At 75.3% G+C, this 24,711-nt stretch carries 25 protein-coding genes; 14 read left to right on the forward strand and 11 right to left on the reverse strand.

Features of this window, described 5'->3' with window-relative positions:
• Positions 1-116 precede the first annotated feature (116 nt).
• Positions 117-977: a hypothetical protein gene (locus tag AB0G14_RS15355; RefSeq protein WP_357697657.1), complete on the forward strand. Its 861-nt coding sequence runs from the start codon at positions 117-119 to the stop codon at positions 975-977.
• Between the two features lie 84 nt (positions 978-1,061).
• Here AB0G14_RS15355 and AB0G14_RS15360 read toward each other — a convergent pair whose 3' ends face one another.
• Entirely contained in the window at positions 1,062-1,439 is a 378-nt protein-coding gene (locus AB0G14_RS15360) for a DUF6401 family natural product biosynthesis protein (protein WP_357697659.1), read from the reverse strand.
• A gap of 162 nt (positions 1,440-1,601) precedes the next feature.
• Between AB0G14_RS15360 and AB0G14_RS15365 the strand changes: the two genes are divergently transcribed.
• Entirely contained in the window at positions 1,602-2,051 is a 450-nt protein-coding gene (locus AB0G14_RS15365; protein WP_357697661.1) for a hypothetical protein, read from the forward strand.
• Positions 2,052-2,143: 92 nt separating this feature from the next.
• Here the strand turns inward: AB0G14_RS15365 and AB0G14_RS15370 are convergent, their stop codons facing one another.
• Positions 2,144-3,913 carry an ABC transporter ATP-binding protein gene (locus tag AB0G14_RS15370; protein WP_357697663.1) on the reverse strand — a complete coding sequence of 590 codons (1,770 nt, stop codon included), beginning with the start codon at positions 3,911-3,913 and terminating at the stop codon, positions 2,144-2,146.
• A gap of 73 nt (positions 3,914-3,986) precedes the next feature.
• Here AB0G14_RS15370 and AB0G14_RS15375 point away from each other — a divergent pair, with 73 nt between their 5' ends.
• Entirely contained in the window at positions 3,987-4,556 is a 570-nt protein-coding gene (locus tag AB0G14_RS15375) for a TetR/AcrR family transcriptional regulator (protein ID WP_357697665.1), read from the forward strand.
• 68 nt (positions 4,557-4,624) lie between these two features.
• Here AB0G14_RS15375 and AB0G14_RS15380 read toward each other — a convergent pair whose 3' ends face one another.
• Positions 4,625-4,837 carry a hypothetical protein gene (locus tag AB0G14_RS15380; protein ID WP_350682944.1) on the reverse strand — a complete coding sequence of 71 codons (213 nt, stop codon included), beginning with the start codon at positions 4,835-4,837 and terminating at the stop codon, positions 4,625-4,627.
• A gap of 154 nt (positions 4,838-4,991) precedes the next feature.
• Here AB0G14_RS15380 and AB0G14_RS15385 point away from each other — a divergent pair, with 154 nt between their 5' ends.
• On the forward strand, positions 4,992-6,236 hold the full coding sequence (locus AB0G14_RS15385) for an MFS transporter (RefSeq protein WP_357697667.1): 1,245 nt from the start codon (positions 4,992-4,994) through the stop codon (positions 6,234-6,236).
• Between the two features lie 47 nt (positions 6,237-6,283).
• On the opposite strand, the gene AB0G14_RS15390 is transcribed toward AB0G14_RS15385, so the two are convergent.
• The 4 genes from AB0G14_RS15390 to AB0G14_RS15405 all read right to left on the reverse strand — a co-directional run bounded on the left by AB0G14_RS15390 (position 6,284) and on the right by AB0G14_RS15405 (position 8,594).
• A complete protein-coding gene (locus tag AB0G14_RS15390; RefSeq protein ID WP_357697669.1) occupies positions 6,284-6,544 on the reverse strand; it encodes a hypothetical protein in 261 nt (86 codons plus the stop codon).
• A gap of 94 nt (positions 6,545-6,638) precedes the next feature.
• The gene (locus AB0G14_RS15395; RefSeq protein ID WP_350706327.1) at positions 6,639-7,100 is read right to left on the reverse strand and encodes an SRPBCC family protein; all 462 of its coding nucleotides are present in this window, start codon (positions 7,098-7,100) and stop codon (positions 6,639-6,641) included.
• 52 nt (positions 7,101-7,152) lie between these two features.
• A complete protein-coding gene (locus AB0G14_RS15400) occupies positions 7,153-7,569 on the reverse strand; it encodes a DUF2795 domain-containing protein (protein ID WP_357452113.1) in 417 nt (138 codons plus the stop codon).
• Positions 7,570-7,613: 44 nt separating this feature from the next.
• Positions 7,614-8,594, reverse strand: coding sequence for a YihY/virulence factor BrkB family protein (locus AB0G14_RS15405; RefSeq protein WP_357697672.1), 981 nt, complete (start codon positions 8,592-8,594; stop codon positions 7,614-7,616).
• 162 nt (positions 8,595-8,756) lie between these two features.
• Here AB0G14_RS15405 and AB0G14_RS15410 point away from each other — a divergent pair, with 162 nt between their 5' ends.
• Positions 8,757-9,158, forward strand: coding sequence for a ChaB family protein (locus tag AB0G14_RS15410; protein WP_357086555.1), 402 nt, complete (start codon positions 8,757-8,759; stop codon positions 9,156-9,158).
• A gap of 61 nt (positions 9,159-9,219) precedes the next feature.
• On the opposite strand, the gene AB0G14_RS15415 is transcribed toward AB0G14_RS15410, so the two are convergent.
• Positions 9,220-10,653 carry an aldehyde dehydrogenase family protein gene (locus AB0G14_RS15415; protein WP_357697674.1) on the reverse strand — a complete coding sequence of 478 codons (1,434 nt, stop codon included), beginning with the start codon at positions 10,651-10,653 and terminating at the stop codon, positions 9,220-9,222.
• A 72-nt stretch (positions 10,654-10,725) separates the two neighbouring features.
• Between AB0G14_RS15415 and AB0G14_RS15420 the strand changes: the two genes are divergently transcribed.
• On the forward strand, positions 10,726-12,330 hold the full coding sequence (locus AB0G14_RS15420) for an NAD(P)/FAD-dependent oxidoreductase (protein ID WP_357697676.1): 1,605 nt from the start codon (positions 10,726-10,728) through the stop codon (positions 12,328-12,330).
• Between the two features lie 905 nt (positions 12,331-13,235).
• Here the strand turns inward: AB0G14_RS15420 and AB0G14_RS15425 are convergent.
• The 3 genes from AB0G14_RS15425 to AB0G14_RS15435 form a co-directional block, all read right to left on the reverse strand.
• On the reverse strand, positions 13,236-14,003 hold the full coding sequence (locus AB0G14_RS15425) for a polyprenol monophosphomannose synthase (protein ID WP_357697678.1): 768 nt from the start codon (positions 14,001-14,003) through the stop codon (positions 13,236-13,238).
• A 137-nt stretch (positions 14,004-14,140) separates the two neighbouring features.
• Positions 14,141-15,139: an SDR family oxidoreductase gene (locus AB0G14_RS15430; protein WP_357697680.1), complete on the reverse strand. Its 999-nt coding sequence runs from the start codon at positions 15,137-15,139 to the stop codon at positions 14,141-14,143.
• Positions 15,136-15,564, reverse strand: coding sequence for an SRPBCC family protein (locus AB0G14_RS15435; RefSeq protein ID WP_357697682.1), 429 nt, complete (start codon positions 15,562-15,564; stop codon positions 15,136-15,138). The genes AB0G14_RS15430 and AB0G14_RS15435 overlap by 4 nt, the downstream gene beginning before the upstream one ends.
• A gap of 188 nt (positions 15,565-15,752) precedes the next feature.
• On the opposite strand from AB0G14_RS15435, the gene AB0G14_RS15440 reads away from it, so the two are divergent.
• Genes AB0G14_RS15440 through AB0G14_RS15475 form a run of 8 tightly spaced genes read left to right on the forward strand, consistent with a single transcriptional unit; the run spans position 15,753 to position 24,549 of the window.
• Positions 15,753-17,555 (forward strand): HAD-IIIA family hydrolase, encoded by a 1,803-nt coding sequence (locus AB0G14_RS15440; RefSeq protein WP_357697684.1) that lies wholly within the window; start codon positions 15,753-15,755, stop codon positions 17,553-17,555.
• Entirely contained in the window at positions 17,552-18,529 is a 978-nt protein-coding gene (locus AB0G14_RS15445) for a glycosyltransferase (protein WP_357697686.1), read from the forward strand. The genes AB0G14_RS15440 and AB0G14_RS15445 overlap by 4 nt, the downstream gene beginning before the upstream one ends.
• On the forward strand, positions 18,514-19,731 hold the full coding sequence (locus AB0G14_RS15450; RefSeq protein ID WP_350706308.1) for a glycosyltransferase: 1,218 nt from the start codon (positions 18,514-18,516) through the stop codon (positions 19,729-19,731). Before AB0G14_RS15445 ends, AB0G14_RS15450 begins: the two co-directional genes overlap by 16 nt.
• On the forward strand, positions 19,731-20,387 hold the full coding sequence (locus AB0G14_RS15455; protein ID WP_357697688.1) for an SIS domain-containing protein: 657 nt from the start codon (positions 19,731-19,733) through the stop codon (positions 20,385-20,387). The genes AB0G14_RS15450 and AB0G14_RS15455 overlap by 1 nt, the downstream gene beginning before the upstream one ends.
• Positions 20,387-21,934: a PfkB family carbohydrate kinase gene (locus tag AB0G14_RS15460; protein WP_357697690.1), complete on the forward strand. Its 1,548-nt coding sequence runs from the start codon at positions 20,387-20,389 to the stop codon at positions 21,932-21,934. Before AB0G14_RS15455 ends, AB0G14_RS15460 begins: the two co-directional genes overlap by 1 nt.
• Entirely contained in the window at positions 21,931-22,632 is a 702-nt protein-coding gene (locus AB0G14_RS15465) for an SDR family oxidoreductase (protein ID WP_357697692.1), read from the forward strand. Before AB0G14_RS15460 ends, AB0G14_RS15465 begins: the two co-directional genes overlap by 4 nt.
• Complete coding sequence (locus AB0G14_RS15470; RefSeq protein ID WP_357697694.1) at positions 22,629-23,582, forward strand: glycosyltransferase family 9 protein; 954 nt, start codon at positions 22,629-22,631, stop codon at positions 23,580-23,582. The genes AB0G14_RS15465 and AB0G14_RS15470 overlap by 4 nt, the downstream gene beginning before the upstream one ends.
• Positions 23,566-24,549, forward strand: coding sequence for a DNA topoisomerase IB (locus tag AB0G14_RS15475; RefSeq protein ID WP_357697696.1), 984 nt, complete (start codon positions 23,566-23,568; stop codon positions 24,547-24,549). The genes AB0G14_RS15470 and AB0G14_RS15475 overlap by 17 nt, the downstream gene beginning before the upstream one ends.
• Positions 24,550-24,711: the final 162 nt, after the last annotated feature.

Here is a 24,711-nt window from a genome sequence, read left to right on the forward strand (position 1 = left end):
GCCAGGTCGGGGCGGGTCTGCGATGACATGTCGGGAAAAAGACGGGGACCGGCACGGCGTGCCGCGTCGGTGACCGGGTAAGCGCCCGGCGCAGTCCATGCGACAGGAGGGACATCATGCCGGAAACCCTCGCGGTCAGGCAGGTCGACATCGGCGACGCCGTGGCCGACATGTGGAGGTCGGTGCTGCTGTTCATACCGCGGGCCGTCGCGTTCATCGCGATCCTCGTGGTCGGATGGCTCATCGCCAGAGCCGTGCTGAAAATCGTCGACGCGGCGCTGGAACGGGTCAACTTCGACAAGGCGGTCGAACGGGGCGGCATCAAGCGCGCGCTGGAACGCACGAAGTACGACGCCAGCGACATCCTGGCGAGACTCGCGTACTACGCCGTGCTGCTGTTCACCCTGCAGTTCGCCTTCGGCGTCTGGGGACCCAACGCGATCAGTGACCTGATCCGCGGCGTGGTCGCCTGGCTGCCACGCGCCTTCGTGGCGATCATCATCGTCGTCGTGGCCGCCGCGATCGCCAACGCCGTCCGGGATCTGGTCACCGGGGCGCTGGGCGGGCTCGCGTACGGCAAGATCCTGGCCGACCTGACGGCGATCTTCATCCTCGCGCTGGGTGTGATCGCCGCGCTGAACCAGGTGGGCATCGCCACCACGGTGACCACACCGGTGCTGATTGCGGTGCTCGCCACGGTGGCCGGCATCCTGATCGTCGGCGTCGGTGGCGGTCTGGTGAAGCCGATGCAGAACCGCTGGGACGGCTGGCTGAACCGGATGGCCGAGGAGTCGCGGGCGATGCAGGAGCATCGTCGGGCCCGGGAGGCCGGCCAGACCGACGTCGGCCGGCAGATGGCCGACCGGGCGGCGGCCGAGCGCACGCAGGTCATGCCGCAGGAGTCGGCGACGGCCGGCGGGCGCGGCACCTACCAGTCGGGGAACGTGGGCGACGAGACCCAGCAGTTCCGCCGCTGACCACGCCGGTGACGCCGGTCGAGAGGGGTGTCCGCGAACGTGGCGGGCGCCCCTCCGGCGTGCCGGTGGACGCGGTCGGCCCGCTCAGACGCGGGGGAGCGGACCCGGCGCCGGGGTGCCCAGCGAGCGGGCCAACGCGCAGACCGCGAGCAGCCGGGTGAGCAGCCAGTCCGGCTCGGACCAGTCCACCGGCGCCGCCGCCGGCTCCCAGCCGTGTTCCAGCGCGGCCGCGCGTACGCCCTCCGCGTAGCCCGCGAGCGCGGCGGCGCTCAGCGACCGCCGGTCGCCGTCCAGGCTCTCCCGCACCGCCGCGGCGTGCTGGTCGACCAGGGCGAGCAGTCCCGGCCGCGCCGCGGCGGCGGCCAGCCCCTCGACGCCGACCGAGGTGGACAGGAGGGCCAGGGTGGCTCGCGCCGACCCGGCGGCGGAACGGGCCTCGACCCGGTTGAACGGCACACGCATGGGAAACGAGGCTATCCGGCCGATTCCCCGGTCGACCTCGGCCACTCGGCGGGTTTTTGGTCCTCCACCGATCGGTCAACCCGGCCCGCCGGGATTGACCCGGCGCGGGCGGGGCAGGAGGAGAACCGCCCGGACGGGCGCAGCCGACACCGTGGAGGACGGATGGGACAACACGTGGACGGACCGGACGAACGGCACCGCCGGCCGGCCGGGGTCAGCGACGAGACGGTGGCCGCGCTCGGCAAGCTCAGCGAAGCGCTGGAGTGCGTCGAGCGGGTCCGCGGCCACCTCTACTCGCTGCACCAGCTCGTCGGGCACGCCGACCTGATGCTCGACGACGCCGTGGAGATGTTCCGCGCCGCCGGGCACCCGCACATCGCCGAACGCATCGACACCGAGCTGCTGGGCCGCAACGTGATCGCCGGCCGCTGGACGTTCCAGATCGTCGAGGACTTCGACGACGGGTACTACGCCCTCTTCCGCGACCTGGACCGGGCGGCCCGCGAGGAACTGGTCGGCGGTCGCCGGCACCTCTACGAGGCGGAGATGAAGGAGCGGCGGCGGAGCCGGGGCCGCCCCGGCCACGAGGCGCGCCCCGGCGGAGCGGGCTAGCGGCCTTCCTCCGGTCACGAGGCGCGCCGAAAGCGGCCCTGCGCGGGCGCCCAGGGGGCCGCCCCGGCCGCGAGGCGCGCTCCGGCAGAGCGCTAGCGTGCCGCCACCGCGTGCTCCTCGGCCGCGATGCGCAGCGCCGCGACCAACCGGCGGTAGAGGTCGTCGCCGGCCAGCAGCTCGGAGTGGGTGCCCTGGGCCCGGATCCGGCCGTGCTCCATCACCACGATCCGGTCGGCGTCGAGCACGGTGGAGAGCCGGTGCGCGATGGTCACCACGGCCCCGGCCGCCGCGCGCTGTCGGACGCACTCCTGCAACGCCGCCTCGGTCAGCCCGTCGACCTGCGCGGTCGCCTCGTCGAGCAGCAGCACGTCGGGGGTGCGCAGCATGGCCCGCGCCAGGGCGATGCGCTGGCGCTGCCCGCCGGACACCTCCGTCGACGACAGCGACGTGTCCAGTCCGTCCGGCAGCGAGTCGACCTTGTCGTCGAGCCGGACGGCGCGAAGAACCGCCCGGATCTCCTCGTCCGTGGCGTCCGGGTGGGTGAAGCGCAGGTTGTCGCGGATGGTGCCGGGCACCACGGGGGTCTCCTGCTCGACGTACGCGAGCCGGGCCCGCACCTCGTCGTGTCCGTGGGCCGCGTACGGGCGGCCGTCGAGGAGCAGTTGCCCCCGCTCCGGCTCCAGGAAGCGCAGGATCAGCGAGAACAGCGTGGTCTTGCCGGCCCCCGACGGCCCCACGATCGCGGTGTGCCCGCGCCGGGGGATGGCCAGGTCGATGTCGTGCAGCGCAACGGGCGCGTCCGGCCCGTACCGGGCGGTGACCCCACGGAACACCAGCACCGGCTGCTCCGCGTCGGGCATTCCCGGGCGCTCCGTCGGGGCGGACACGGGGCCCGCCGGCTCGACCGGGATGGTCTCGACCTCGCGGATCCGCCCCGCCGCAGCGATCCCGGCCTGCAACGCCGTGGTGTTCTGGGTCAGCTCGGTGATCGGCCCCATGAGCTGGAACGTGTACAGCAGGAACGCGATCAGGCTGGAGATCTCCAGCAGGTCACGCTGGGCCCGCCAGGCGCCGATGCCCAGGATCGCGATCACCGCGAGCTGGATCCCCGTCCAGGCGACGGTCCAGACCGACGCGGTCACCCGCGCCGCCCGTACGCTGTGCGCCGCCGCCTGCCGTGCGTCGGCGACGATCCGCTCGGTCAACCGGGCCTCGGCCCGGCTGGCCTTGACCGTCCGGATCGCGCGCAGCGCCCCCTCCAGCGCGCCGCCGAGCGTGCCCATCGACTCCTGCGCTGCGGCCTGCGCCGTCGCGATGCGGGGCATGAGCGTGCCCATGACCGCCGCGACGACCAGCACGGCCACGATGGTGCAGCCCAGCAGGAACAGGTCGAGCACGCCCATCAGCACCAGCGTGCCGAGCAGGGCGATGCCGGCGTTGACCAGGCCGACGATGCTGCCGGACGCCTCGCGCAGCAGTTGCGTGTCGGAGGTGGCCCGGGTGACCAGTTCGCCCGTGGGCCGGCGTTGCAGGTCGCCGACCCGGGCCCGGAAGTAGTGCCGGACGATCGTGGCCCGGGCGTCGAGCACGATGTGCTCGGCCAGCGTCCCGAGCAGCCGCCACTGCCACAGCGAGATGGCCGCGCCGACGACGACGAGCGCCAGCAGCACGCAGATCGGGCGGGCCATCGACCCGCCGGTGCCCAGTGTGTCCAGGACCCACTTGGTGACCATCGGCGTCGCGAGCCCGGCCGCGTTCGCGGCGAGCCCCAACACGAGCCCGAGGGCCATCGTCCGCCTGTGCGGGGCGAGGAACGACGCGAGCGTACGTAACCGGGGCAGCGCAAGCGCGGAGGAAGTCATGCCCTGAATGGAACAGTGGTGTTCCAATCCAGTCAAGCGCTATTCCGAAACGACGTATTGCTATCCTCGCCGCGTGACCGATACGCAGGTGTCCGGCAGTCGGGCCCGGACCCGCCAGGCCATCGTCGGCGCGGCGATCGAGGTGCTGGGGCGCAACCCCGCCGCCTCCCTCGGCGACATCGCCGCCGCCGCCGACGTGGGGCGTACGACGCTGCACCGCTACTTCGCCGAGCGTGCCGACCTGCTCGCCGCCGTCGGCACCGAGGCCGCTGCCCGGCTGGCCCGCGCGACCGCCCAGGCGCGGATGGCCGAGGGCAGCGGGGCGTCGGCCGTGCGCCGGCTCTGCCAGGAGTACTTCGACCTCGGCAGCCTGCTCTCGCTGATCTTCACCGAGCCGGGCCTCGCCGCCCCGGCCACCGAGGGGCCGGCCGGCTGCGATCCGGAGTTCGCCGCGATGGTCCAGCGCGGCCACCACGACGGGACCATCGACCCGGAGTTGCCGGCGGGCTGGGTGCAGAGCCTGATCTGGTCCCAGCTGTACGCCGGTTGGGCCTACGTCGCCGAGACCGGCGCCTCCCGGCACGAGACGCTGCGCCTGATCCTGCGTACCGTCGACGGCGCGATCGCGGTCAAGCCGGGCTGATCCCGCGCGGAGCGGTGCGGGAGAAGGCTCGTGAGGGGTCCGACGTGCCCTGCCGTCGCGCCGCGGCGCTAGTCCGTCGAGCGCGCGTCGGCCGGGCGGCGCCGGGCCGCGTCGTCGGCGATGATCACGGTCGCCACCATCAGCGCCACGCAGAGGCTGAACAACCAGGAGTCGTCCGAGACCAGCTTGGCGGAGACGGGAGCCTGGAGCGCGGCGAGGAGAAAGCCGAGCCAAGCCAGGCGGCGCTGACGCGTGGAGAGGAAGCCGGAGCCCTGTTGCATCCCGAAAGTCTTGCGCGCGACCCCGGGGTTGCCGTCAGCCGAACGGCCGATTCTGGATGAGCTGTCCGTTTCTCCACCCGTCCGGACCGCACTTTTTGTCCCTGCGGGGGAGGCCCGGTCGCGGCGCCGGTGACACGAGGCAGGATGGTCGTCCGTGTCCACTGTCCCGCCCCGCGCCTCGCTGCTCCTGCTGGCCTACCTCGCCTTCGTCAGCCTCGGCCTGCCCGACGGGCTGATCGGGGTGGGCTGGCCCTCGATCCGGGCCGACTTCGGCGTGCCCACCGAGGCCGTCGGCCTGGTGCTCACCGCCGGGACCGCCGGCTACCTCACCTCCAGCGTGCTGGCGGGCTTCACGCTGGCCCGGCTCGGGGTCGGCTGGCTGCTCGCCGGCAGCACCCTGCTGGCCAGCCTCGCGCTCACCGGCTACGCGCTGACGCCCGGCCTCGCCCTGATGGTGGGCTGCGCCCTGGTGCTCGGTCTGGGCTCCGGCGCGATCGACTCCGGGCTCAACGCGTACGCCGCCGGCGCCTTCGGTCCGCGCCACATGAACTGGATGCACGCCTTCTTCGGCCTCGGGGTGGCGCTCGGACCGCTGATCATGACCGGGGCGCTCAGCGCGGGGCTGGCCTGGCGCTGGGGGTACGGCCTCGTGGCGACGGCCCAGCTCGTCCTGGCCGCCGCGTTCGCGCTGACCGTCCGGGCCTGGCGGGACCGGGCCCCGGCCCGCGAGTCCGCCGGCCCCCCGGCCGGCGCGGCGCCCGTCGCCCCGCCGACCGTCACGCCGGTACGCGAGACGCTGCGGCTGCCGGCGGTCTGGATCGGCGCGCTGGCCTTCGCCGTCTACGTGGCGATCGAAGTGGCCGCGGGGCTCTGGGCGTTCCTGCTGCTCACCGAGGGCCGCGGCCTCGGCGCGACGGTGGCCGGCGTCTGCGTCTCGGGCTACTGGGGGAGCCTGTTCGTCGGGCGGGTGGTGCAGGGCGTGGTGGCCGAGCGGCTGGGCGCGGGGGTGGTGCTGCGGGGCAGCCTGGTCGGGATGGCCGTCGGCGCGGCCCTGATCGCGGTGCCGGCCCCGGCCTGGCTGGCCGTGGCCGGGCTGTTCGTCGTCGGGTTCGCCGCCGCCCCGGTCTTCCCGCTGCTCACCCTCACCACCGTCGACCGGGTGGGCGCCGCGCACGCGGACCGGACCATCGGGCTCCAGATCGGCGCCGCCGGGCTGGGCGGGGCGCTCGTCCCGGCGGGGATCGGGGTGCTGCTCGGCAACACCTCGGTCGAGCTGCTCGGGCCGGCGCTGGTCGTGCTCGCGCTGACGCTGATCGCGCTGCACGCGGCGGGCACCCGGCGGCAGCACGACCGCCACCGGGCCGGGGGCGCCGACCGGCCGGTGCCGGCGGCCCGCTGAGCGGGACCGACGCGGGTGGCCGGGGTGACCGCCGCGCCGGCCGTGGCTCACATCGTGTCGGGGCCGGTCCGTCCGGTCGTGGAGGGGCGGTAGGCGCGCTCCGGGTCGGTCGGCTCACGGCCAGCCCCGGCGGCCTGCCCGCCGCGGTCCACGGCCTCCGGCCCGTGCCCGAACGCGGCCTCCTCGCCGGCGTCGTTGCCCGTCGCGTCGTCGGTCTGGCCGTCCAGGGTCGACCGCGCGACGGCCTTGTCCAGTTCCTGCAGGGGAATCCGTTCCTCGTCCCGCCACACCGTGTTCTCGTCCGTCATACCCATCGCGGTACCCGGGCCCGCTCCCCGCAAACGGCGATGGCCGCCGGGGGAGCCGGCGGCCATCGGAGTTCGTCTGCCCGGGGGCGGGGGATCAGGGCTGCGGCCGGTCGACCCTGCCGCGCCAGGCGCCGGTCTCCTGACCGCGCCGCTCGATGAACTGCTTGAACCGATCGAGGTCGCCCTTGGCGCGCCGGTCGACGATGCCCAGCTTGTCGCCGGCCTGCTCGACCACGCCGTGCGGCTCGAACTCGAGCTGCAGGGTGACCCGGGTGGTGTCCGGGTCCAGCCGGTGGAAGGTCACCACTCCGGCCTGCTTCGTGCCGCCGGTCGAGCGCCAGGCGACCCGTTCGTCCGGGAGCTGCTCGGTGATCTCGGCGTCGAACTCGCGTTTCACCCCGGCGATCTCGACGGTCCAGTGGGTCATCGTGTCCGACAGTTGCCGGACCTCCTGCACCCCCTCCATGAAGTGGGGGAACTCCTCGAACTGGGTCCACTGGTCGTACGCGGTGCGCACCGGGACGGAGACGTCCACGTGTTCGGTAACGCCACTCATCAGGCATCCTCCTTCGTCCGCCGGTGTTGGGCCGGATCGTGCGGGGATCCGGTCACCAGCGGGTCGTCTCGTTCTTGTGGCCGAGTGCCGCCCACACCTCGGAGACCGTCTGGTAACGGGTGCCTTCGGGCAGCCGCTCCAGCTCCGCGAGGATGTCCGCCGGCGCGTCGTTGTCCCGCGCGTTGGCGATCAGCGCCTCCCGGTCGCCCGGCAGGGCGGCCATCGTGATGAACCGTCCGAGCCGGCTGCGCCGTTCGACGTCCTGGGAACTCATCCCCTTGGGCGCGCCCGTACGCAACTCGCCGGCCGGGGCCGTCGTCGGCTCCGGCTGGTCCTCACCGGCCGGCTCCGGCACACGGGACTCGTCGACCCGCGAGCCGCCGGTCCCCGGCCCCTGCACGAGGCCGCTGACCTCCCGGCTCATCTGCTCGTCGACCCTCGGTCCGTGCTTGCTGCTGCCACGTTCCATGCCTTCTGCGCTACCCGGTGGCACCGGCGGTAAACCGGCAGCGGTCACGCGTCGGTGGGCGTCTTCGGGGGCAGGACCGGCTCGTCCGGGTCCGGCTCGCCGGCCTGGAGCACGCGGCCCCGCTGCAACTCGGCGTTGATCTGCACGCCGAGCATCAGCGCCGAGTTGGACAGGTAGAGCCAGACCAGGAACGCGATCACGGCGCCGAGGCTGCCGTAGGTGGCGTCGTACGAGCCGAAGTTGGCCACGTAGAGGCCGAAGCCGAAGGAGGCGACGACCCAGGACACCAGGGCGACCGCCCCGCCCGGGGTGAGCCAGCGGAACCGCGGCTGCCGGACGTTCGGCGCGATCCAGAACAGCAGGCTCAGCAGCACCATCATGACCATGGCCAGCACCGGCCACTTGGCGACGCTCCAGGCGGTGCGGGCCAGCCCGCCGGCGTTCAGCAGGTCACCCACGGCGTCGGTGACCGGGCCGCTGACGATCAGGCCGGTGGCGACGACGGCGAGCAGCACCAGCGAGACCGCCGCGAGCCCGATCTGCATGGGCCGCAGCTTCCAGACCGGCCGCCCCTCCGCCACGCCGTAGACGGCGTTGGAGGCCCGGGTGAACGCCCCGATGAAGCCGGACGCCGACCAGAGCGCGCCGAGCAGGCCGAAGCTCAGCAGCACGCTGGCCGAGTCGTTCTGGTCGACCACGCCCCGAACCACCGAGACGAAACCCTCGTTGGCCACCACCGAGCCGGCGCCCATGTCCCGGGCCAGGTCGAGCACCGTGTCCACGGTCTGCTCGCCGTCGGACACCAGCCCGACCAGGGCGACCACCACGATGGTGGACGGGAACAGCGCGAGCACCCCGTAGTAGGTCAGCGCGGCGGCCCAGTCCGCGCAGTTGTCCCTGACGAAGTTCCGCGCGCTGCGCACCAGCACCCCGCGCCAGGTCCGCCAGCTCAACTGCCGCACCCTGCGGGGTATCCGCAGCCGCTGCTCCGCAGTGCGCGCCGTGCCGGGCTCCGTCGTCGTCATGGCCCGCTCCCTGTGCCCCGGCCGCCGGACGCCCGGGCGCCTCCGGCTTGGCCTGGCCCGCCGGTACCCCCGGCCGGAAAGCGACAAACCCGACCGCCCGGTTTGCCGACCGGCGGTGGGGGAACGGTCAAACCAGAACCCATCGACGCGGAGGAGGACGAGATGCCCGGGCGCGAGGTACTGCCCAGCACGCTGCGACGCTCCCCGGAGAAGGCGCAGCGCACCTGGGAGAAGACGCACGACTCGGCCGTGGAGACGTACGGCGAGGGGGAGCGGGCGCACCGCACCGCCTTCGCCGCGGTGAAGCACGAGTTCGAGAAGGTGGGCGACCACTGGGAACCCAAGGGCCGCAAGGGCCCGAGCGACCGCCAGGCGGCCGGCGGCGGACCGGAGCGCCGGGCGCCCACCGCCGGCGGGGTGGACGCCAACGCCACCAAGGACCACCTGATGAAGGTGGCCCGCAAGCTGGACGTCCCCGGCCGGTCGAGCATGACCAAGCCCGAACTGGTCAAGGCCATCGAGAAGGCGAACAACCGGCAGACCGCGAAGGCCCGCGGCCGCTGAGGCCACCATCGCGTACGACGCAGGGGCTGCCCGACCGCGGGCAGCCCCTGCGTTCGCGTGCTCACCAGTGGCCGCCGCCGGGCGCCTCGATGTGCACCGCCTTGGTGGCGGTGAACTCGTCCAGCAGTTCCGGGCCGTACCCGAAGCCGTGGCCGCTGCCCCGGCGCGGATGCGCGGCACCGCCCGGCGCCCCGCCGAAAACCGCGTTGATCTTCACGGTGCCCACCGGCAACTCCCGCCAGGCGCGCTGGGCGTGGCTCATCGACCCGGTCAGCACCGTGGCGGACAGCCCGTACGGGGAGTCAGCGGCGCACCGCAGCGCCTCGGAGAACGAGTCGACCACGACGATCGCGGCGACCGGCCCGAACGTCTCCTCGCGCACCAGCGTCATGTCGTGCCGGCAGTCGGTGACCACCGTCGCCGGGTAGAACGCCCCCGGGCCGTCGGGCAGCGTCCCGCCGGTGCGGATCCGGGCCCCCTCCGCCACCGCCGCGGTCACCTGCCCGTGCACGTGGTCGCGGTGCCGCCGGTCCACCAGCGGCCCCAGCTCGGTCGCCGGGTCCGCGCCCGGGCCGACCCGCAGCCGCTCCGCCCGCTCCACGAGGGACCCCGTGAGGTCCTCGGCGACGTCCCGGTGCGCGTAGATCCGTTCCACCGCCACGCAGAGCTGCCCCGCGTTGGCGAACGCACCCGTCGCCGCCTGCCCGGCCGCCCACACCGGGTCGACGTCGCCGTCCACGACCAGCGGGTCACTGCCGCCGTTCTCCAACACCACCTTGGCGCCGGTCCGCGCCGCCGCCGCCGCGACGGCGCGCCCGGTGGTGGTGGAGCCGACGTGCGCGACCACGTCGACCTCCTGCGCGGCCAGCGCCGCCCCGACCTCCGGGCCGCCGGTCAGCAGCGACAGCACCCCGGGCGGCAGCGCGGAGTCCAGCGCCTTCGCCAGCAGCCAGCCGGTCGCCGGGGTGCGCTCGCTCGGCTTGTAGAGCACCACGTTGCCGGTGACCAGGGCGGCGCCGAGCAGCCCGCACGAGACCGCCACCGGGTCGTTCCACGGGGTGATCGCGGCGACCACCCCGCGCGGCTGCGGCACCATGAAGTCGAGGGCGTGCGTGCCGCCGTGCAGAGTCCGCCCGCCGCGCACCGGGGCGAGCTCCGCGTACTGTCGCAGCGTGCCGATGCCCGCCTCCACGCCGCCCCGCGCGTCCGCGAGGGGCTTGCCCATCTCGGCCGTCGTCGCGCGGGCCAGCTGGTCGGCGACCGCCGCCACCGCGTCCGCCGCCCGGTGCAGGGCCGCCACGCGCTCGGCGGGGGCGGTCACCGCCCACTCTGCCGCGACGCCGCGCGCCGCCTCCACCGCCTTGCCGACCTCGTCCGCCGTCGCCACCGGGGCCGAGCTGACCGGGGAGCCGTCGGCCGGATCGCGTACGACCAGCTCGCCCCCCTCGCCGCCCGCGCCCCACACTCCACCTATGAGCTGCGCAACCGTGTACATGCGGCGGTGGATCCCCGTGCCCCGACGAGGCAAACGCGTTTCGTCCGGTTGCTGGCAGGGTAGGCGGACCGGATGAGCTCGCCCGGCGCGGATAGCGCGGACGCCGTCGTCGTCGGAGCCGGTCACAACGGGCTGGTCGCCGCCAACCTGCTGGCGGACGCCGGCTGGGACGTCCTGGTGCTGGAGGCCACCGCCGCGCCCGGCGGGGCGGTGCGCTCCGCGGAGGTGACCGCCCCCGGCTACCTCAGCGACCTCTACAGCTCCTTCTATCCCCTCGGCTACGCCTCGCCGGTGCTGCGCGGCCTGGGGCTCGACCGGTACGGCCTGCGCTGGCGGCACTCGCCGGACGTGCTGGCGCACCTGCTGCCCGACGGTCGGGCGGCCGTGCTCAACCGCGACCCGGAGGCCACCGCGGCCTCGCTCGAGGCGTTCGCGCCCGGCGACGGCAAGCGCTGGCTGCACGCGTACGACGACTGGCGGCAGGTCGCGGAGCCGATGCTGGACACCATCACCAGGCCGTTCCCGCCGGTGCGCGGCGGCCTGACCCTGCTGCGCCGGCTGCGGGTCGCCGGCGCGCTGCGGCTGGCCCGGCGGCTGGTGGTGCCGGTCCGCAAGCTCGGTGACGAGCTCTTCGACGGGGAAGGGGGCTCTGCGCTGCTGGCCGGTTGTGCCCTGCACACCGATCTGTCGCCCGAGGAGGCCGGCTCGGGCGTGTACGGCTGGCTGCTCGCCATGCTCGGCCAGCAGGTCGGCTGGCCGGTGCCCGAAGGCGGCGCGCAGAAGATCACCGATGCGCTGGTGGCCCGGCTGACCGAGCGCGGCGGCCGGATTCTCTACGGCGCCCGGGTCGACCGGGTGCTGACCGCCCGGGGCCGGGCGATGGGCGTGCGCACCGTCGGTGGCGCCCTGTGGCGGGCCCGCCGGGCCGTGCTGGCCGACGTCCCCGCCCCCGCGCTCTATTTGGACCTGGTCGGTGCGGCGGCGCTGCCGCCCCGGCTGGTGGAGGACCTGGCGCACTTCCGGTGGGACGGCTCGACGCTGAAGGTGGACTGGGCACTGTCCGCGCCCGTGCCGTGGACCAACCGCGCGGTGGCCACCGCCGGCACCGTGCACCTCGGGGCGGACCTGAACGGGCTGACCGGCTACGCGGCCACACTGGCCCGCTCGGAGGTCCCGCGCGACCCGTTCCTGCTGGTCGGGCAGATGTCGGTGGCCGACCCCAGCCACTCGCCGCCGGGCACCGAGTCGCTCTGGTCGTACACCCACCTGCCGTTCCGCCGGCACTGGCGGGCCGAGGAGGTAACCGACCACGTCGACCGGATGGAGCGGGTGCTGGAGGAGGCCGCGCCCGGTTTCCGCAGCCTGATCGTGGGACGGCACGTGGCCGGGCCGGCCGACCTGGAGGCAGGCGACCCGAACCTGGTCGGCGGGGCGGTCGGCGGCGGCACCGCCGCCGCGTACCAGCAGCTCTTCCTGCGCCCGATCCCCGGCCTCGGCCGCGCGGACACCCCGGTGGACCGGTTGTTCCTGGCGAGTGCGTCGGCGCATCCGGGCGGCGGGGTGCACGGCGCCCCCGGCGCGAACGCCGCCCGCGCCGCCCTGGCCCGCGACCGCGCCCTCACCGGTCCGGTGTACGCCGCCACGATCGACGCGGCGCACCGCGCAATCTACCGCTGACCCGACCGCACCATTAACGCGCGTCCGGCGCCGCCGGCCGCACCCGGGATTCCTGACCGCACCCGGGATACCGGCTGTTCCCGGGATTCCGACCGCACCCGGGATTCCGACCGCACCCCGGGATTCCGGCCGCACCCGGGGGTTCCCGGCTGTACCCGGGATTCCGGCTGTACCGGTAGATCCCAGCCGCCCTGTGGATCCCCCGCGGCTTTCCTGGATCCCCAACGGGCCAGCCGGCGGGACCGGCGGCTGACCCACGCCGCCGTCACCAGCTCGTCGAAGATGCCGGCTGGCTGCTGGCTGCTGCTCGCTGCTGCTCGCTGCTGCTCGCTGCTGGCTGGCGGCTCTGCTGGCTGGCGGCTCTGCTGGCTGGCGGCTCTGCTGTCCGTCAGCGGCAACGGGGCCCCGGCGGTGGCACGGCGGTTCGTGCGCTCGGGCTTACCGAGAGTGACGCCCCCGTGTGCCTGCCGGACCACCTCCGATGCGCCTTTGCTCTGCACCCGGATACGCACCGGCAACCGTGGGTAACGACATGCGACCGGCGCTCCCCGGACCACTATCGGATCAGGGCAGGTCAAGCGCGTGGTGCGTGGGTGGGTGCAGAGCAAAGCGCCAAACCGGCAGTCCGGCGACTCGGGATCGATTGTCACGGTGCGTGACGTGACAATCCGTGACGGCGATGGGCGAGTGGACGGCGTTCGGCGGGGCGGATCGGCTGACGCGTCGAGCTGCGCCGCGTCGAGCCGCGCCGCGTCGAGCCGCGCCGCGTCGAGCCGCGCCGCGCCGAGCCGCGCCGAGCCGCGCCGAGCCGCGCCGAGCTGCGCCGAGGCGGTGCCGGTCGCCCCGCGTCCCACGCCGTCGGCGCGGGAGCGGTTCCGCGCCCGGCGTCCGCCGTTCCCGGTGCCTCAGCGTTCGACGTTGCGGTGCTTGGTGCGCAGCTTGAACGGCATCAGCGCGCTCTCGATCTTGGTGGCGGTGGTCATCTTGGACGCACCGTCGCGCCGCTCCTCGAAGCGGATCGGCACCTCCAGGATGGTGTGCCCCAGCTTGGTGGCCAGGTAGTGCATCTCCACCTGGAAGCTGTAGCCGTTGGACTGCACGCGCTCCAGGCCGATGTCGCGCAGCGCGTCCGCCCGCCAGATCTTGAAGCCGGCGGTGAGGTCGCGGATCCGGACCCGCAGCAGGGTGTGCACGTAGAGGTTGGCCCAGCCGCTGAGCGCCCGCCGGTAGAGCGGCCAGTTCTCGTCGAGCTCGCCGCCGGGCACGTACCGGGAGCCGATGACCACGCCCGCCTGGGTGGAGAGCAGCGCGCCGAGCATGCCCGGCAGCGCCTCCGGCGGGTGCGACAGGTCGGCGTCCATCTGCGCCACGTACTCCGCGCCGCCGTCCAGCGCGCGCCCGATCCCGTCCACGTACGCCCGGCCGAGGCCCTCCTTGCCGGCGCGGTGCACGACCTCGATCCGGTCGGGGTGCTCGATGGCCAGCTTGTCCGCCACCTCGCCCGTGCCGTCGGGGGAGTTGTCGTCGGCGACGAGGATCTTCAGGCCCGGCAGCGGCAGGGCCAGGAGCCGCTCGACCAGCACCGGGAGGTTGCCCGCCTCGTTGTAGGTGGGAACCACGACGGTCAGGCGTGCGTCCCGCCAGGGCGCGGGCAGCTGCACGGGTTCGATCATGTCGGACATCCTCGGTCGGCGGACAGGGCTCCCTGAGAGCGTAGCCAGTTGCCACATCCGGGTCGAAAAGGCACCCCGTTCCGCCGGTCATCCGCCCCCTGGTGGAGCGAGGACGGACCTGAGCGGTGGTCCGTGGATCAGCGGAGGCGGCGGGTGACGGCGGTGACGGCCAGGGCCAGGCCGGCGAGGGCGACGGAGACGGCTGGCTTGTGTGTACCGACCCAGAGGGCGGCCGAGCGGGTGCGCGCGCGGTCCGTGAAGACGCCCTCCGCGCCGCGGTCCCGCTCGTCGTCGCCGGGGCGGTCCAGGTTGTCCCGCCAGGTGGCCGGGTCGACGGGTGCCCCGGTCTGCTGGCTGTCGTAGCCGTCACGGGCGAGCTTCCGGTCCAGCAGGCCGGGCGCCAGGATGTCGCCGAGCCGGGCCCGCCAGGTCGGCCCGCCCACGTTCAGCTCGCGCGGCCCGTGGTCGGCCGCCCAGACGATCGCCTTCGCGGCCACCTCGGGCGCGAAGATCGGGGGCACCGGCTGCGGATGCCGGGGCAGCCGCGTGCGTACCCAGGAGAACTGCGGAGTGTTGACCGCCGGGAGCTGCACCATCGACAGCCTCACGCCCGGGCAGTCGTGCAGCAGCTCCGCCCGCAGCGAGTCGTTGAAGCCCTGGATGGCGTGCTTGCTCGCGCAGTACGCCGACTGCAATGGGATCCCTCGGTAGGCCAGCGCCGAGCCGACCTGCACGACCGCGCCCCGTCCGCGCGCCCGCATGTGGCGCAGCGCCGCGAGGGTGCCGTGCACGGTGCCGAGGTAGTTGACCTCGGTGACCCGGCGGAACTCCGGGGCCGGGATCTCCCAGGCCGGGGCGAAGACCGAGACCATCGCGTTGTTCACCCACACGTCGATCCCGCCGAACCGGTGCGCCACGTCGTCGGCGGCCCGCTGCACCGCGCCGGCGTCGGCCACGTCGACCCGGTAGGTGTGCACCTCGGAGGCGCCCAGTTCCCGGCAGTCCCGCTCGGCGGCGGCCAGGCCGGCCTCGCCCCGGGCGAGCAGCGCGAGCCGGGCGCCGCGCTCGGCGTACCGGCGGGCGACGGCGCGTCCCACGCCGGCACTCGCCCCGGTCACCACCACGGTCTGCGTCATCCGTCCGCCTTCTGCCGCTTGGCGATGTCCGTCAGCCGGGTCAGCGTCTCCCTGTTGCGCTGGTGCAGCACGAGATCGTTGATCTTGTTGCGTACCCAGCGCAGCGGGCCGGCGGCGAAGTCCTCGCCGATGCGTACCCGGGTCGCGCCGTCGCCGACCGGTTCGAGGGTGAAGGCCACGATCGCCTCACCCGCCGGCCAGAGCCCGGCGCGGATCACGAGCCGGCGCGGCGGCTCGCAGGCGAGCACCGTGGAGGAGTCCTGGAGGGAGAGCGGCCACGGCCCGGCCTTGTGGTGCAGCTGGGCGCCCACCCGGGGCCAGGCGTCGTCCACGTCCCGGACGTGCACCGTGCCGACGACCCAGTCGCTGTAGGTCCACCCGTCGGTCAGCACCGCCCAGACCTGCTCCGGGCGGGCTTCGATCACTTTCTCCACAATCGCCACTGCGCCCCCATACCCTGACGCGGCCCGGCCTAACAGCGCCCGTGGGTTAGCTTCTCCGGGGCGATGGGTAACGCCACCCCGGGCCGGCGTGTCGACGCCGCCGGCGTGGGCGACGCGGCGGCGCGTTGAAGATGACGTTTACTCCTCGGGGCGCCGGGAACCCGCCGGCTGTGCGACAGGACCAGGTGGAGCCGGATCAGCGCAGGTCAGCCCGGGTTTGTGCCGGCGCTGACCGGGCCGCGTCCGGGCCCGTCCTGTTCGACGCGGTGCTGCTGGACCGGGACGGCACGTTGGTGGAGGACGTGCCGTACAACGGTGACCCGGAGAAGGTGCGGCCGATGCCGGGGACACGGGCGGCGTTGGACCGGTTGCGGGCCGCCGGCCTGAAGCTGGCGGTGGTGACGAACCAGTCGGGCCTGGCGCGGGGCTGTTTCGGCGAGGCGCAGATGCGGGCGGTGCACGCCCGGGTCGAGGAACTGCTGGGGCGGTTCGACGCGTGGTTGGTGTGCCCGCACGACGACGGCGACGGGTGTGGGTGCCGCAAGCCGGCGCCGGGGCTGGTGCACGCCGCGGCCCGGGAGTTGGGCACGGTGCCGTCCCGGTGTGTGCTGGTGGGTGACATCGGCCGGGACATGACGGCGGCGTTGGCGGCGGGGGCGGCGGGGATCCTCGTGCCCACGCCGGTGACCCGCCCCCAGGAGGTGGCCGCCGCCCCGCAGGTCGCGGCGGACCTGCCGGCGGCGGTGGCGGAGATCCTGCGCCGCCAGACGGCCCTCGACCCGGCCACCTACGGCCAGCCGGCTCTCGACCCGGCCATCCGGGGCCGGGCCGGCACCCGAGGGTGGACCGGGACCGGCACCGTTCCGCCGGGCGACCGGCGGGAGCGGGGCGGGACGGTGCTGGTGGTGCGGTCGGACTCGGCGGGGGACGTGCTGGTCACCGGCCCCGGCATCCGCGCCGTGGCCGCCACCGCCGGCCGGGTGGTGATGCTGTGCGGGCCCCGGGGGCGGGCCGCCGCGGAACTGCTGCCCGGCGTCGACGAGATCGTCGAACACCCGCTGCCCTGGATCGACCCCACCCCGGATCCGGTCGACCCGGCCGACATGGCGACGTTGACGGATCGGCTGGCCGCCGTCGGCGCCGACGAGGCGGTCATCTTCACCAGCTTCCACCAGTCCGCCCTGCCGCTGGCCCTGCTGCTCCGGCTGGCCGGGGTCGGCCGGATCAGCGCGATCAGCGACGACTACCCCGGCGCCCTGCTCGACGTGCGTCACCGCGTCCCGGCCGGCGTACCCGAACCCGAGCGTGCCCTCTCCCTCGCCGCCGCCGCCGGCTACACCCTCGCCCACCACGACGAACCGGCCCTGCGCCTGCGCCCGGCGCCGGAGCCCCCGCCCGGGGCCGGCGAGCCGGGCTACGTGGTGCTGCACCCAGGCTCGGCGGCACAGGCCCGGGGCTGCCCGCCGGAGCTGGCCGCCCGGATCGTCCGCACCCTGACCAGCGCCGGTTACCGGGTGGTGGTCACCGGCGGCCCCGGCGAGCGGGAGCTGACCGCCCAGGTGGCCGGCGACGACGCCGTCGACCTCGGTGGGCGGACCGGGCTCGCCGAGCTGGCCGCCACCGTCGCCCGGGCCGGCGCGGTGGTGGTGGGCAACACCGGCCCCGCCCACCTCGCCGCCGCCCACGGCGTTCCGGTGGTCAGCCTCTTCGCCCCGACCGTCCCGTTCGGACAGTGGGGGCCGTGGCGGGTGCCGACCGTACGGCTCGGCGACGCCGAGGCCCCCTGCCGGGACACCCGGGCCGCCCGGTGTCCCGTGCCCGGGCATCCCTGCCTCAGTGGCGTCGGGGCCGGGCAGGTGCTCGACGCGCTGCGGCTGCTCGGGGTGGCCCCGGCGGCCCTGCCGGCGCGCGACGGGGGCGGCGCGGGAGACCGCGTGCCGGCGGCGGCCAGCACCGGCGGGAGCGGCCGATGAACGTCCTGCTGTGGCACGTGCACGGCTCCTGGACCACCTCGTTCGTGCACGGCAAGCACCGCTACCTCGTGCCGGTCACCCCCGACCGGGGCCCCTACGGCCTCGGCCGCGCCCGCACCTACTCCTGGCCGGACACGGCCATCGAGGTCACCCCCGACCACCTGCGCACCGCCGACGTGGACCTCGTCATCCTCCAACGCCCCGAGGAACTCGACCTGGCCACCGAGTGGCTCGGCCGTCGCCCCGGCCGGGACATCCCCGCCGTCTACGTCGAACACAACACCCCCAAGGACGGCGACGTCCCCCACAGCCGCCACCCCATGGCCGACCGGGACGACCTGCTCATCGCCCACGTCACCGCGTTCAACGAGCTGTTCTGGGACACCGGCGCCACCCGCACCACCGTGGTCGACCACGGCATCGTTCCGCCCACCGCCGAGTACACCGGCGAGCTGGAGCGGCTGGCGGTGGTGATCAACGAGCCGGTACGCCGCTGGCGGGTCACCGGCACGGACCTGCTGCCCCGGTTCGCCGAGATCGCCCCGCTGGACGTCTTCGGGATGAGGGTCGCCGGGCTGGCCGACCACCTGGGCCTGCCGGCCGACCGGCTGGCCAGCCACGACGACGTGCCCCAGCACCGGATGCACGCCGAGCTGGGGCGGCGGCGGGCGTACCTGCACCTGTGCCGGTGGACGTCCCTCGGGTTGAGCCTGATCGAGGCGATGTCGATCGGGATGCCGGTCGTCGCGCTGGCCGCCACCGAGGCGGTGACGGCGGTGCCGCCCGGCGCCGGAGCCCTGTCCACCCGGGTCGACACGCTGCTGGACGCCGCCCGCCGGTTCGTCGAGGAGCCGGCGGAGGCGCGCCGGGCGGGGGCCGCGGCCCGCGCCGCCGCCAGGGAGCGCTACGGCCTCGACCGTTTCCTCGCCGACTGGGACCGGCTGCTGGAGGAGGAAGTATGCGCATCGCGATGATCTCGGAGCACGCCAGCCCGCTCGCCATTCTGGGCGGCGAGGACGCCGGCGGTCAGAACACGCATGTCGCCGAGCTCTCCGCCGCGCTCGCGGCCGCCGGACACGACGTGCGGGTCTACACGCGCCGCGACGCGGTGGACCTGCCCGTGACCGTACGCAGCGCCGACGGCTACGACGTCGTGCACGTCCCGGCGGGGCCGGCCGAGCCGGTCGCCAAGGACGCGCTGCTGCCGCACATGAAGGAGTTCAGCCGGTGGCTGGTCGACCGGTGGCGGGGCGGGGACTGGATGCCCGAGGTGATCCACGCGCACTTCTGGATGAGCGGCCTCGCCGCGCTGGCCGCCAGCCGGCAGACCGGGGTGCCGGTGGTGCAGACGTACCACGCCCTGGGTGTGGTGAAGCGGCGGCACCAGGGCGTGCAGGACACCAGCCCCGCCCGCCGCATCGGCTACGAGCGGGAGCTGGGCCGCTCGGTCGACCGGGTGATCGCGCAGTGCCAGGACGAGGTGGGCGAGCTGGTCCGGATGGGCGTGCCCCGGTCCCGGATGACGGTCGTCCCGTCCGGGGTCAACCTGGGCACGTTCGCCCCGCTCGGCCCGACCGCCGACAAGGAGGACGGCCGGCCGCGGATCCTCACCGTCGGCCGGCTGGTCGAGCGGAAGGGCTTCCAGACGGTGGTCCGGGCGATGGCGTACGTCCCCGGGGCCGAGTGCGTGGTGGTCGGCGGGCCGCCCGCCGGCCTGCTGGAGACCGACCCGTACGCCCGCCGGCTGCGCGCCCTCGCCGGCACCTGTGGGGTGGCCGACCGGGTGAAGCTGGTCGGCGCGGTGCCGAGGGAGGAGATGGGGCGCTGGTACCGCTCGGCGGACGTCCTGGTGGCCGCCCCCTGGTACGAGCCGTTCGGGCTCACCCCGCTGGAGGCGATGGCGTGCGGGGTGCCCGTGGTGGGCACCGCCGTGGGCGGCATCAAGGACACCGTGGTCGAGGGCGTCACCGGCGACCTCGTCCCGGCCCGGGACCCGCGCGCGCTGGGCACCGCGATCCAGCGGCTGCTCGACGACCGGATCCGCCGCTTCGCGTACGCGGCCGCGGCGCGGGAACGGGCCCGGCGGCGGTACTCGTGGGCGGCCACCGCCGAGCGGCTGGTCGAGGTCTACGGCGACGTGGCGGCGGTGCGCCGGCCCACCCGGGTGGTGGCCTGATGGCGGCGGCCCCGACGCCGCTCGACGCGCACCTCGCGAACCTGGCCGCGGCGCTGCTGCCCTTCCGGCAGTACGAGGAGCTGCTGGCCGGGTGGGGGGAGACCCTGGCGCGTCGGCTGGTCGACGGCGGCCGGCTGCTGGTGGCCGGCAACGGTGGCAGTGCCGCCGAGGCCCAACACCTCACCGCCGAACTCGTCGGCAAACTCCGCGACGACCGCCGACCGCTGTCCGCCCTGGCCCTGCACGCCGAGACCTCCGCCCTCACCGCCATCGGCAACGACTACGGCTACGACGAGGTCTTCGCCCGCCAGGTGCGCGCCCACGGCCGCGCGGACGACATCCTCCTGCTGCTGTCCACCAGCGGCACCAGCACCAACCTCCTCGCCGCAGCCCAGGCCGGCCGCGACACCGGCCTGCGCTGCTGGGCCCTCACCGGACCCGCCCCCAACCCCCTCGCCGACCTCTGCCACGACACCCTCGCCGTCCCCTCACCCGACAGCCAGGTCGTCCAGGAACTCCACCTCGTCGCCAGCCACCTGCTCTGCGAGTACGTGGAGCAGGCGCTGCCGACGGCGCTCGCCGGGCCGGGGGCGCCCGTGCGGACCGGGGTCGAGGTGGTGCTCGACGGTGGGGCAGGTCAGCAGGTCGACGCGTGATGAGGAGGGGAAGCGTGACGGGACCCGTGGTGGTGGTCGGCGACACCCTGCTGGACCGCGACGTCGAGGGGGTGGTGAACCGGCTCTGTCCGGACTCGCCGGTGCCGGTGCTGGACGAGACGGCCCACGTCGACCGGCCCGGCGGCGCCGGACTGGCAGCGGTCTTCGCCGCCGCGCGGGGCGCGGAGGTGGTGTTGGTGACCGCGTTGGCGGACGACGCCGGCGGGGCCCGGCTGAGTTCGCTGCTCGACGCCGCCGGGGTGCAGGTGTACGCCCTCGGCCTGCGCGGCGGCACACCGGAGAAGATCCGGCTGCGCGCCCGGGGCCGGGTGCTGCTGCGCCACGACCGGGGCGGCGCCGCCGGCACGCCGGGCGAGCCCTCCGACGCGGTGCTGCGGGTGATCGCCCGCGCCTCCGCCGTGCTGGTCAGCGACTACGGCCGGGGGGTGGCCCGGCAGCCCGCGCTGCGGGCGGCCCTCGCCGAGACCCGGGCGCCGGTGGTCTGGGACCCCCACCCGCGGGGACCGGCGGCGGTGCCGGGGGTGCACCTGGCCACCCCGAACGAGTCCGAGGTGCGGGAACTGGTCAAGTCCCCGCCCGGCGCGACCCGGCTGGCGACCGCGTCCCGGGGCGCGCAGGCGTTGCGGCGGCGCTGGCGGGCCGGCGCGGTCGCGGTGACCCTGGGCGGGGACGGCGCGCTGCTCTGCCACGCCGGCTCGACCCCGCTGGTGCTCTCCGCACCGACCACCGCCGAGGGGGACACCTGCGGCGCCGGCGACCGGTTCGCCGCCACCGCCAGCCTCGCCCTCGCGCGGGGCGCGCTGGTCTCCGAGGCGGTGCAGGACGCGGTCGCGGAGGCGTCGGCGTACGTGGCGGGCGGGGGAGTGGCGACGGCGCTGCCACCGGCGCGTCCGGTACCGCCGGCGGTGTCCAGCCCCGGCGGGGAGCGGGTCGGCGTGGCCGCGGCCGCCGCCGTGGTGTCGGCGGTACGCGCGGCCGGCGGCACGGTGGTCGCCACCGGCGGCTGCTTCGACCTGCTGCACGCCGGGCACGTGGCGACGTTGCAGGCCGCCCGGCAGCTCGGCGACTGCCTGGTCGTCTGCCTCAACTCCGACGCGAGCGTGACCGGGCTGAAGGGCCCCGACCGGCCGGTGATCCCGCAGGGCGACCGGGCCCGGTTGCTCGCGGCGCTGAGCTGCGTCGACGCGGTGATGATCTTCGACGAGTCCACCCCGCACGCGGCGCTGTCCTGGCTGCGGCCGGACGTCTGGGTCAAGGGCGGCGACTACGCCGGCGACGGCGGCGAGCCCGCCCTGCCGGAGGCGGACGTGCTGCGCCGCTGGGGCGGGCACACCGTGGTGGTGCCGTACCTGGACGGCCGCTCCACCACCGGGCTGATCGCCGCGGCCCGGTCGGCCGGCCCCGCCGCCGGTCCGGCCGACGCGCCGCCGCTCACCGACACGGTGCCGCCGGCCTGTCCGCCGCCCGGCCCCGGGCCCGGGGGCGCGTCGGCGCAGCGACCGAGTACGGCGGAGGGCACCCGGTGAGCGGCGCGGCGCCCGGGGTCGGGCAGACGGTGCTGGTCACCGGCGGGTCGAGTGGGCTGGGCGCCGCCGTGGTCGCGGCGGTGGCCCGGGCCGGCGGCCGGCCCGTGGTGCTGGACCGGCACGCGCCGGCGGACGGGGTGCCGTGGGTGGAGTGCGACCTGGCGGACACCCGGGCCGCCGAGGCCGCCACCCGGCAGCTCGCCGAGCGGTCCGGCGGGCTGGACGCGGTGGTCACCGCGGCGGGGGTGGACGTGCCGGGCCGGCTGGCGGACCTCCCCGGCGAGACCTGGGAGCGCGTCGTGACCGTGGACCTGCTCGCCACGGCGGCCGTCGTCCGGGCCGCCCTGCCGTTCCTGGAGAGCTCCCGGGGCAGCATCGTCACGGTCGCCTCGACGTTGGGGGTGAAGGCGGTCAGCGACGCCACCGCCTACTGCGCCGCCAAGTTCGGCGTCGTCGGCTTCACCCGCGCCCTCGCCGCCGAACTCGCCGGCACCGTCAACGTCACCCTGCTCATCCCCGGCGGCATGCGTACCGCCTTCTTCGACGACCGCGACCCCCAGTACCGGCCGGGCCCCGACGCCAACCTCAACGACCCCGCCGACACCGCCGCCGCCGTCATGTTCGCCCTCACCCAGCCCCCCGGCTGCGCCGTCCGCGAGATGATCGTCTGCGCCGAACAGGAAACCTCCTACCCGTGATCCTCGCCCTGCGCGCCCTCGGGGTCGGCGATCTCGCCACCGCCGTCCCCGCCCTGCGCGCCCTGCGCACCGCCCACCCCGACCAGGAACTCGCCCTCGCCGCGCCCGCCTGGCTGGCCCCGCTGGTCGACCTCGTCGGCGGTGTCGACCGGCTGGTGCCCACCGACGGCCTGGGCCGCCTCGACGCCACCGTGCGAAGGCCCCACCTCGCCGTCAACCTGCACGGCCGCGGCCCCGAGTCCCACCGCATGCTCGCCGACACCCGGCCCGGCCGGCTGCTCGCCTTCGCCAACCCCGCCGCCGGCCACCACGACGGCCCCGACTGGGCCGACGACGAGCACGAGGTGCACCGCTGGTGCCGGCTGTTGCGCTGGTACGGGACGGCGGCGGACCCGGCCGACCTCGGGCTGCGCCGGCCGCCGGCGGGGGACGCCCCGACCGGGGCCACCGTGCTGCACCCCGGCACCAAGGTCATGGCCAAGCGCTGGCCGGCGGAGCGGTTCGCCGCGCTCGCCCGGGAGCTGACCCGTCGGGGGCACCGGGTGGTGCTGACCGGCAGCGCCGACGAGCGGGCGCTCGCCGAGCGGGTCGCGTACGACGCGGGGCTGCCCGGCACGGCGGTGCTGGCCGGCCGGACGGGCCTGGCCGGGCTGGCGGCCCTGGTCGCGTACGCCCGGCTGGTGGTCTGCGGGGACACCGGCGTGGCGCACCTGGCCACCGGCTACGGCACCGCCTCCGTGGTGCTCTTCGGCCCGGTCCCGCCGGCACGGTGGGGGCCGCCGCCGGACCGCCCCCGGCACCGGGTGCTGTGGGCCGGCGCACGGGATTGGCCGAGGTGGGACGGGGTAGGAACGCATCCGACGTTGGCGGCCGTGGGTGTCGACGAGGTGGTGGCCGCCGTGGACGAGGCGGAACAGGCGGTGCGGGTTTCCGGTGCGGTTGCGGCGTAGTGATCCGGGCAGGCCCGGGTTCGGGCGTCGCCGGCGCGGCAAGGGGTGGCTCTTCCTCGACCCGGCCGGCGAGCCGGTCCGCGACCCGGACGCGCTGGGCCGGCTGCGGGAGCTGGTGATCCCGCCGGCCTGGCGGGACGTGTGGATCTGCCCGCACCCGAACGGACACATCCAGGCCACCGGCGTGGACGCGGCGGGACGCAAGCAGTACCTCTACCACCCGACGTGGCGGCAGAAGCGGGACGAGGCGAAGTTCGACCACGTGCTGGAGGTGGCCCGCCGGCTGCCGGCGCTGCGCGAGCGGGTCGGGCAGGACCTCTCCGGCCGGGGGCTGAACCGCGACCGGGTGCTGGCGACGGTCACCCGGCTGCTGGACATGGGCATGTTCCGGGTCGGCAGCGACCAGTACGCGGCCGGCGACGACCCGACCTTCGGGGTGTCGACCCTGCGACCGGAGCACGCCCGGTCCCGGGGCGGCTGCGTGGTGTTCGAGTTTCCCGCCAAGGGCGGCGTCGAGCAGGTGCGCCGGATCGAGGACCCGGAGCTGTGCCGGGTGCTGACCAACCTGCGGCGCAGGCGGCGGACGGCCGACCGGCTCTTCGGCTACTGGGACGGCCGGGACTGGCGCGACGTGCGCAGCGACGAGGTCAACGAGTACCTGCGCGACGCCAGCGGCGGGGAGATGACCGCGAAGGACTTCCGGACCTGGCACGCCACCGTGCTGGCCGCCACCGCGCTGGCGACGGCGGGGGCACAGCGTTCGGTCACCGCCCGGAGGAGGGCGGTCGCGGGGGTGATGCGGAACGTCGCGGAGCTGCTCGGCAACACCCCGACCGTGGCACGTACGTCGTACGTCGACCCGCGGGTGGTCGACCTCTACCACGACGGCGTGGTGGCCCCGGTCGACGGGCGGACGCCCCGGGAGGAGGCCGAGCAGATCGTCCTGGAGCTGCTGGAGGAGGCCTGACCGGCCCCGCCGTCGGTCCTGGGGGAGAGTGGCGACGGGGCCGGGGTCCAGGACAAGTCCGGGCGGCCGCCCGCCGCCTCCATGGGCGGCGGGCGCCTCGCCGCGGCCCCCGTTGGCGCCCGACCCCGCTGTCGCCCTCGGCGGGGAGGGGATCGGCCGCCT

Origin of the sequence: Micromonospora sp. NPDC023814, assembly GCF_040639595.1 — a bacterium.
GTDB lineage: Bacteria > Actinomycetota > Actinomycetes > Mycobacteriales > Micromonosporaceae > Micromonospora.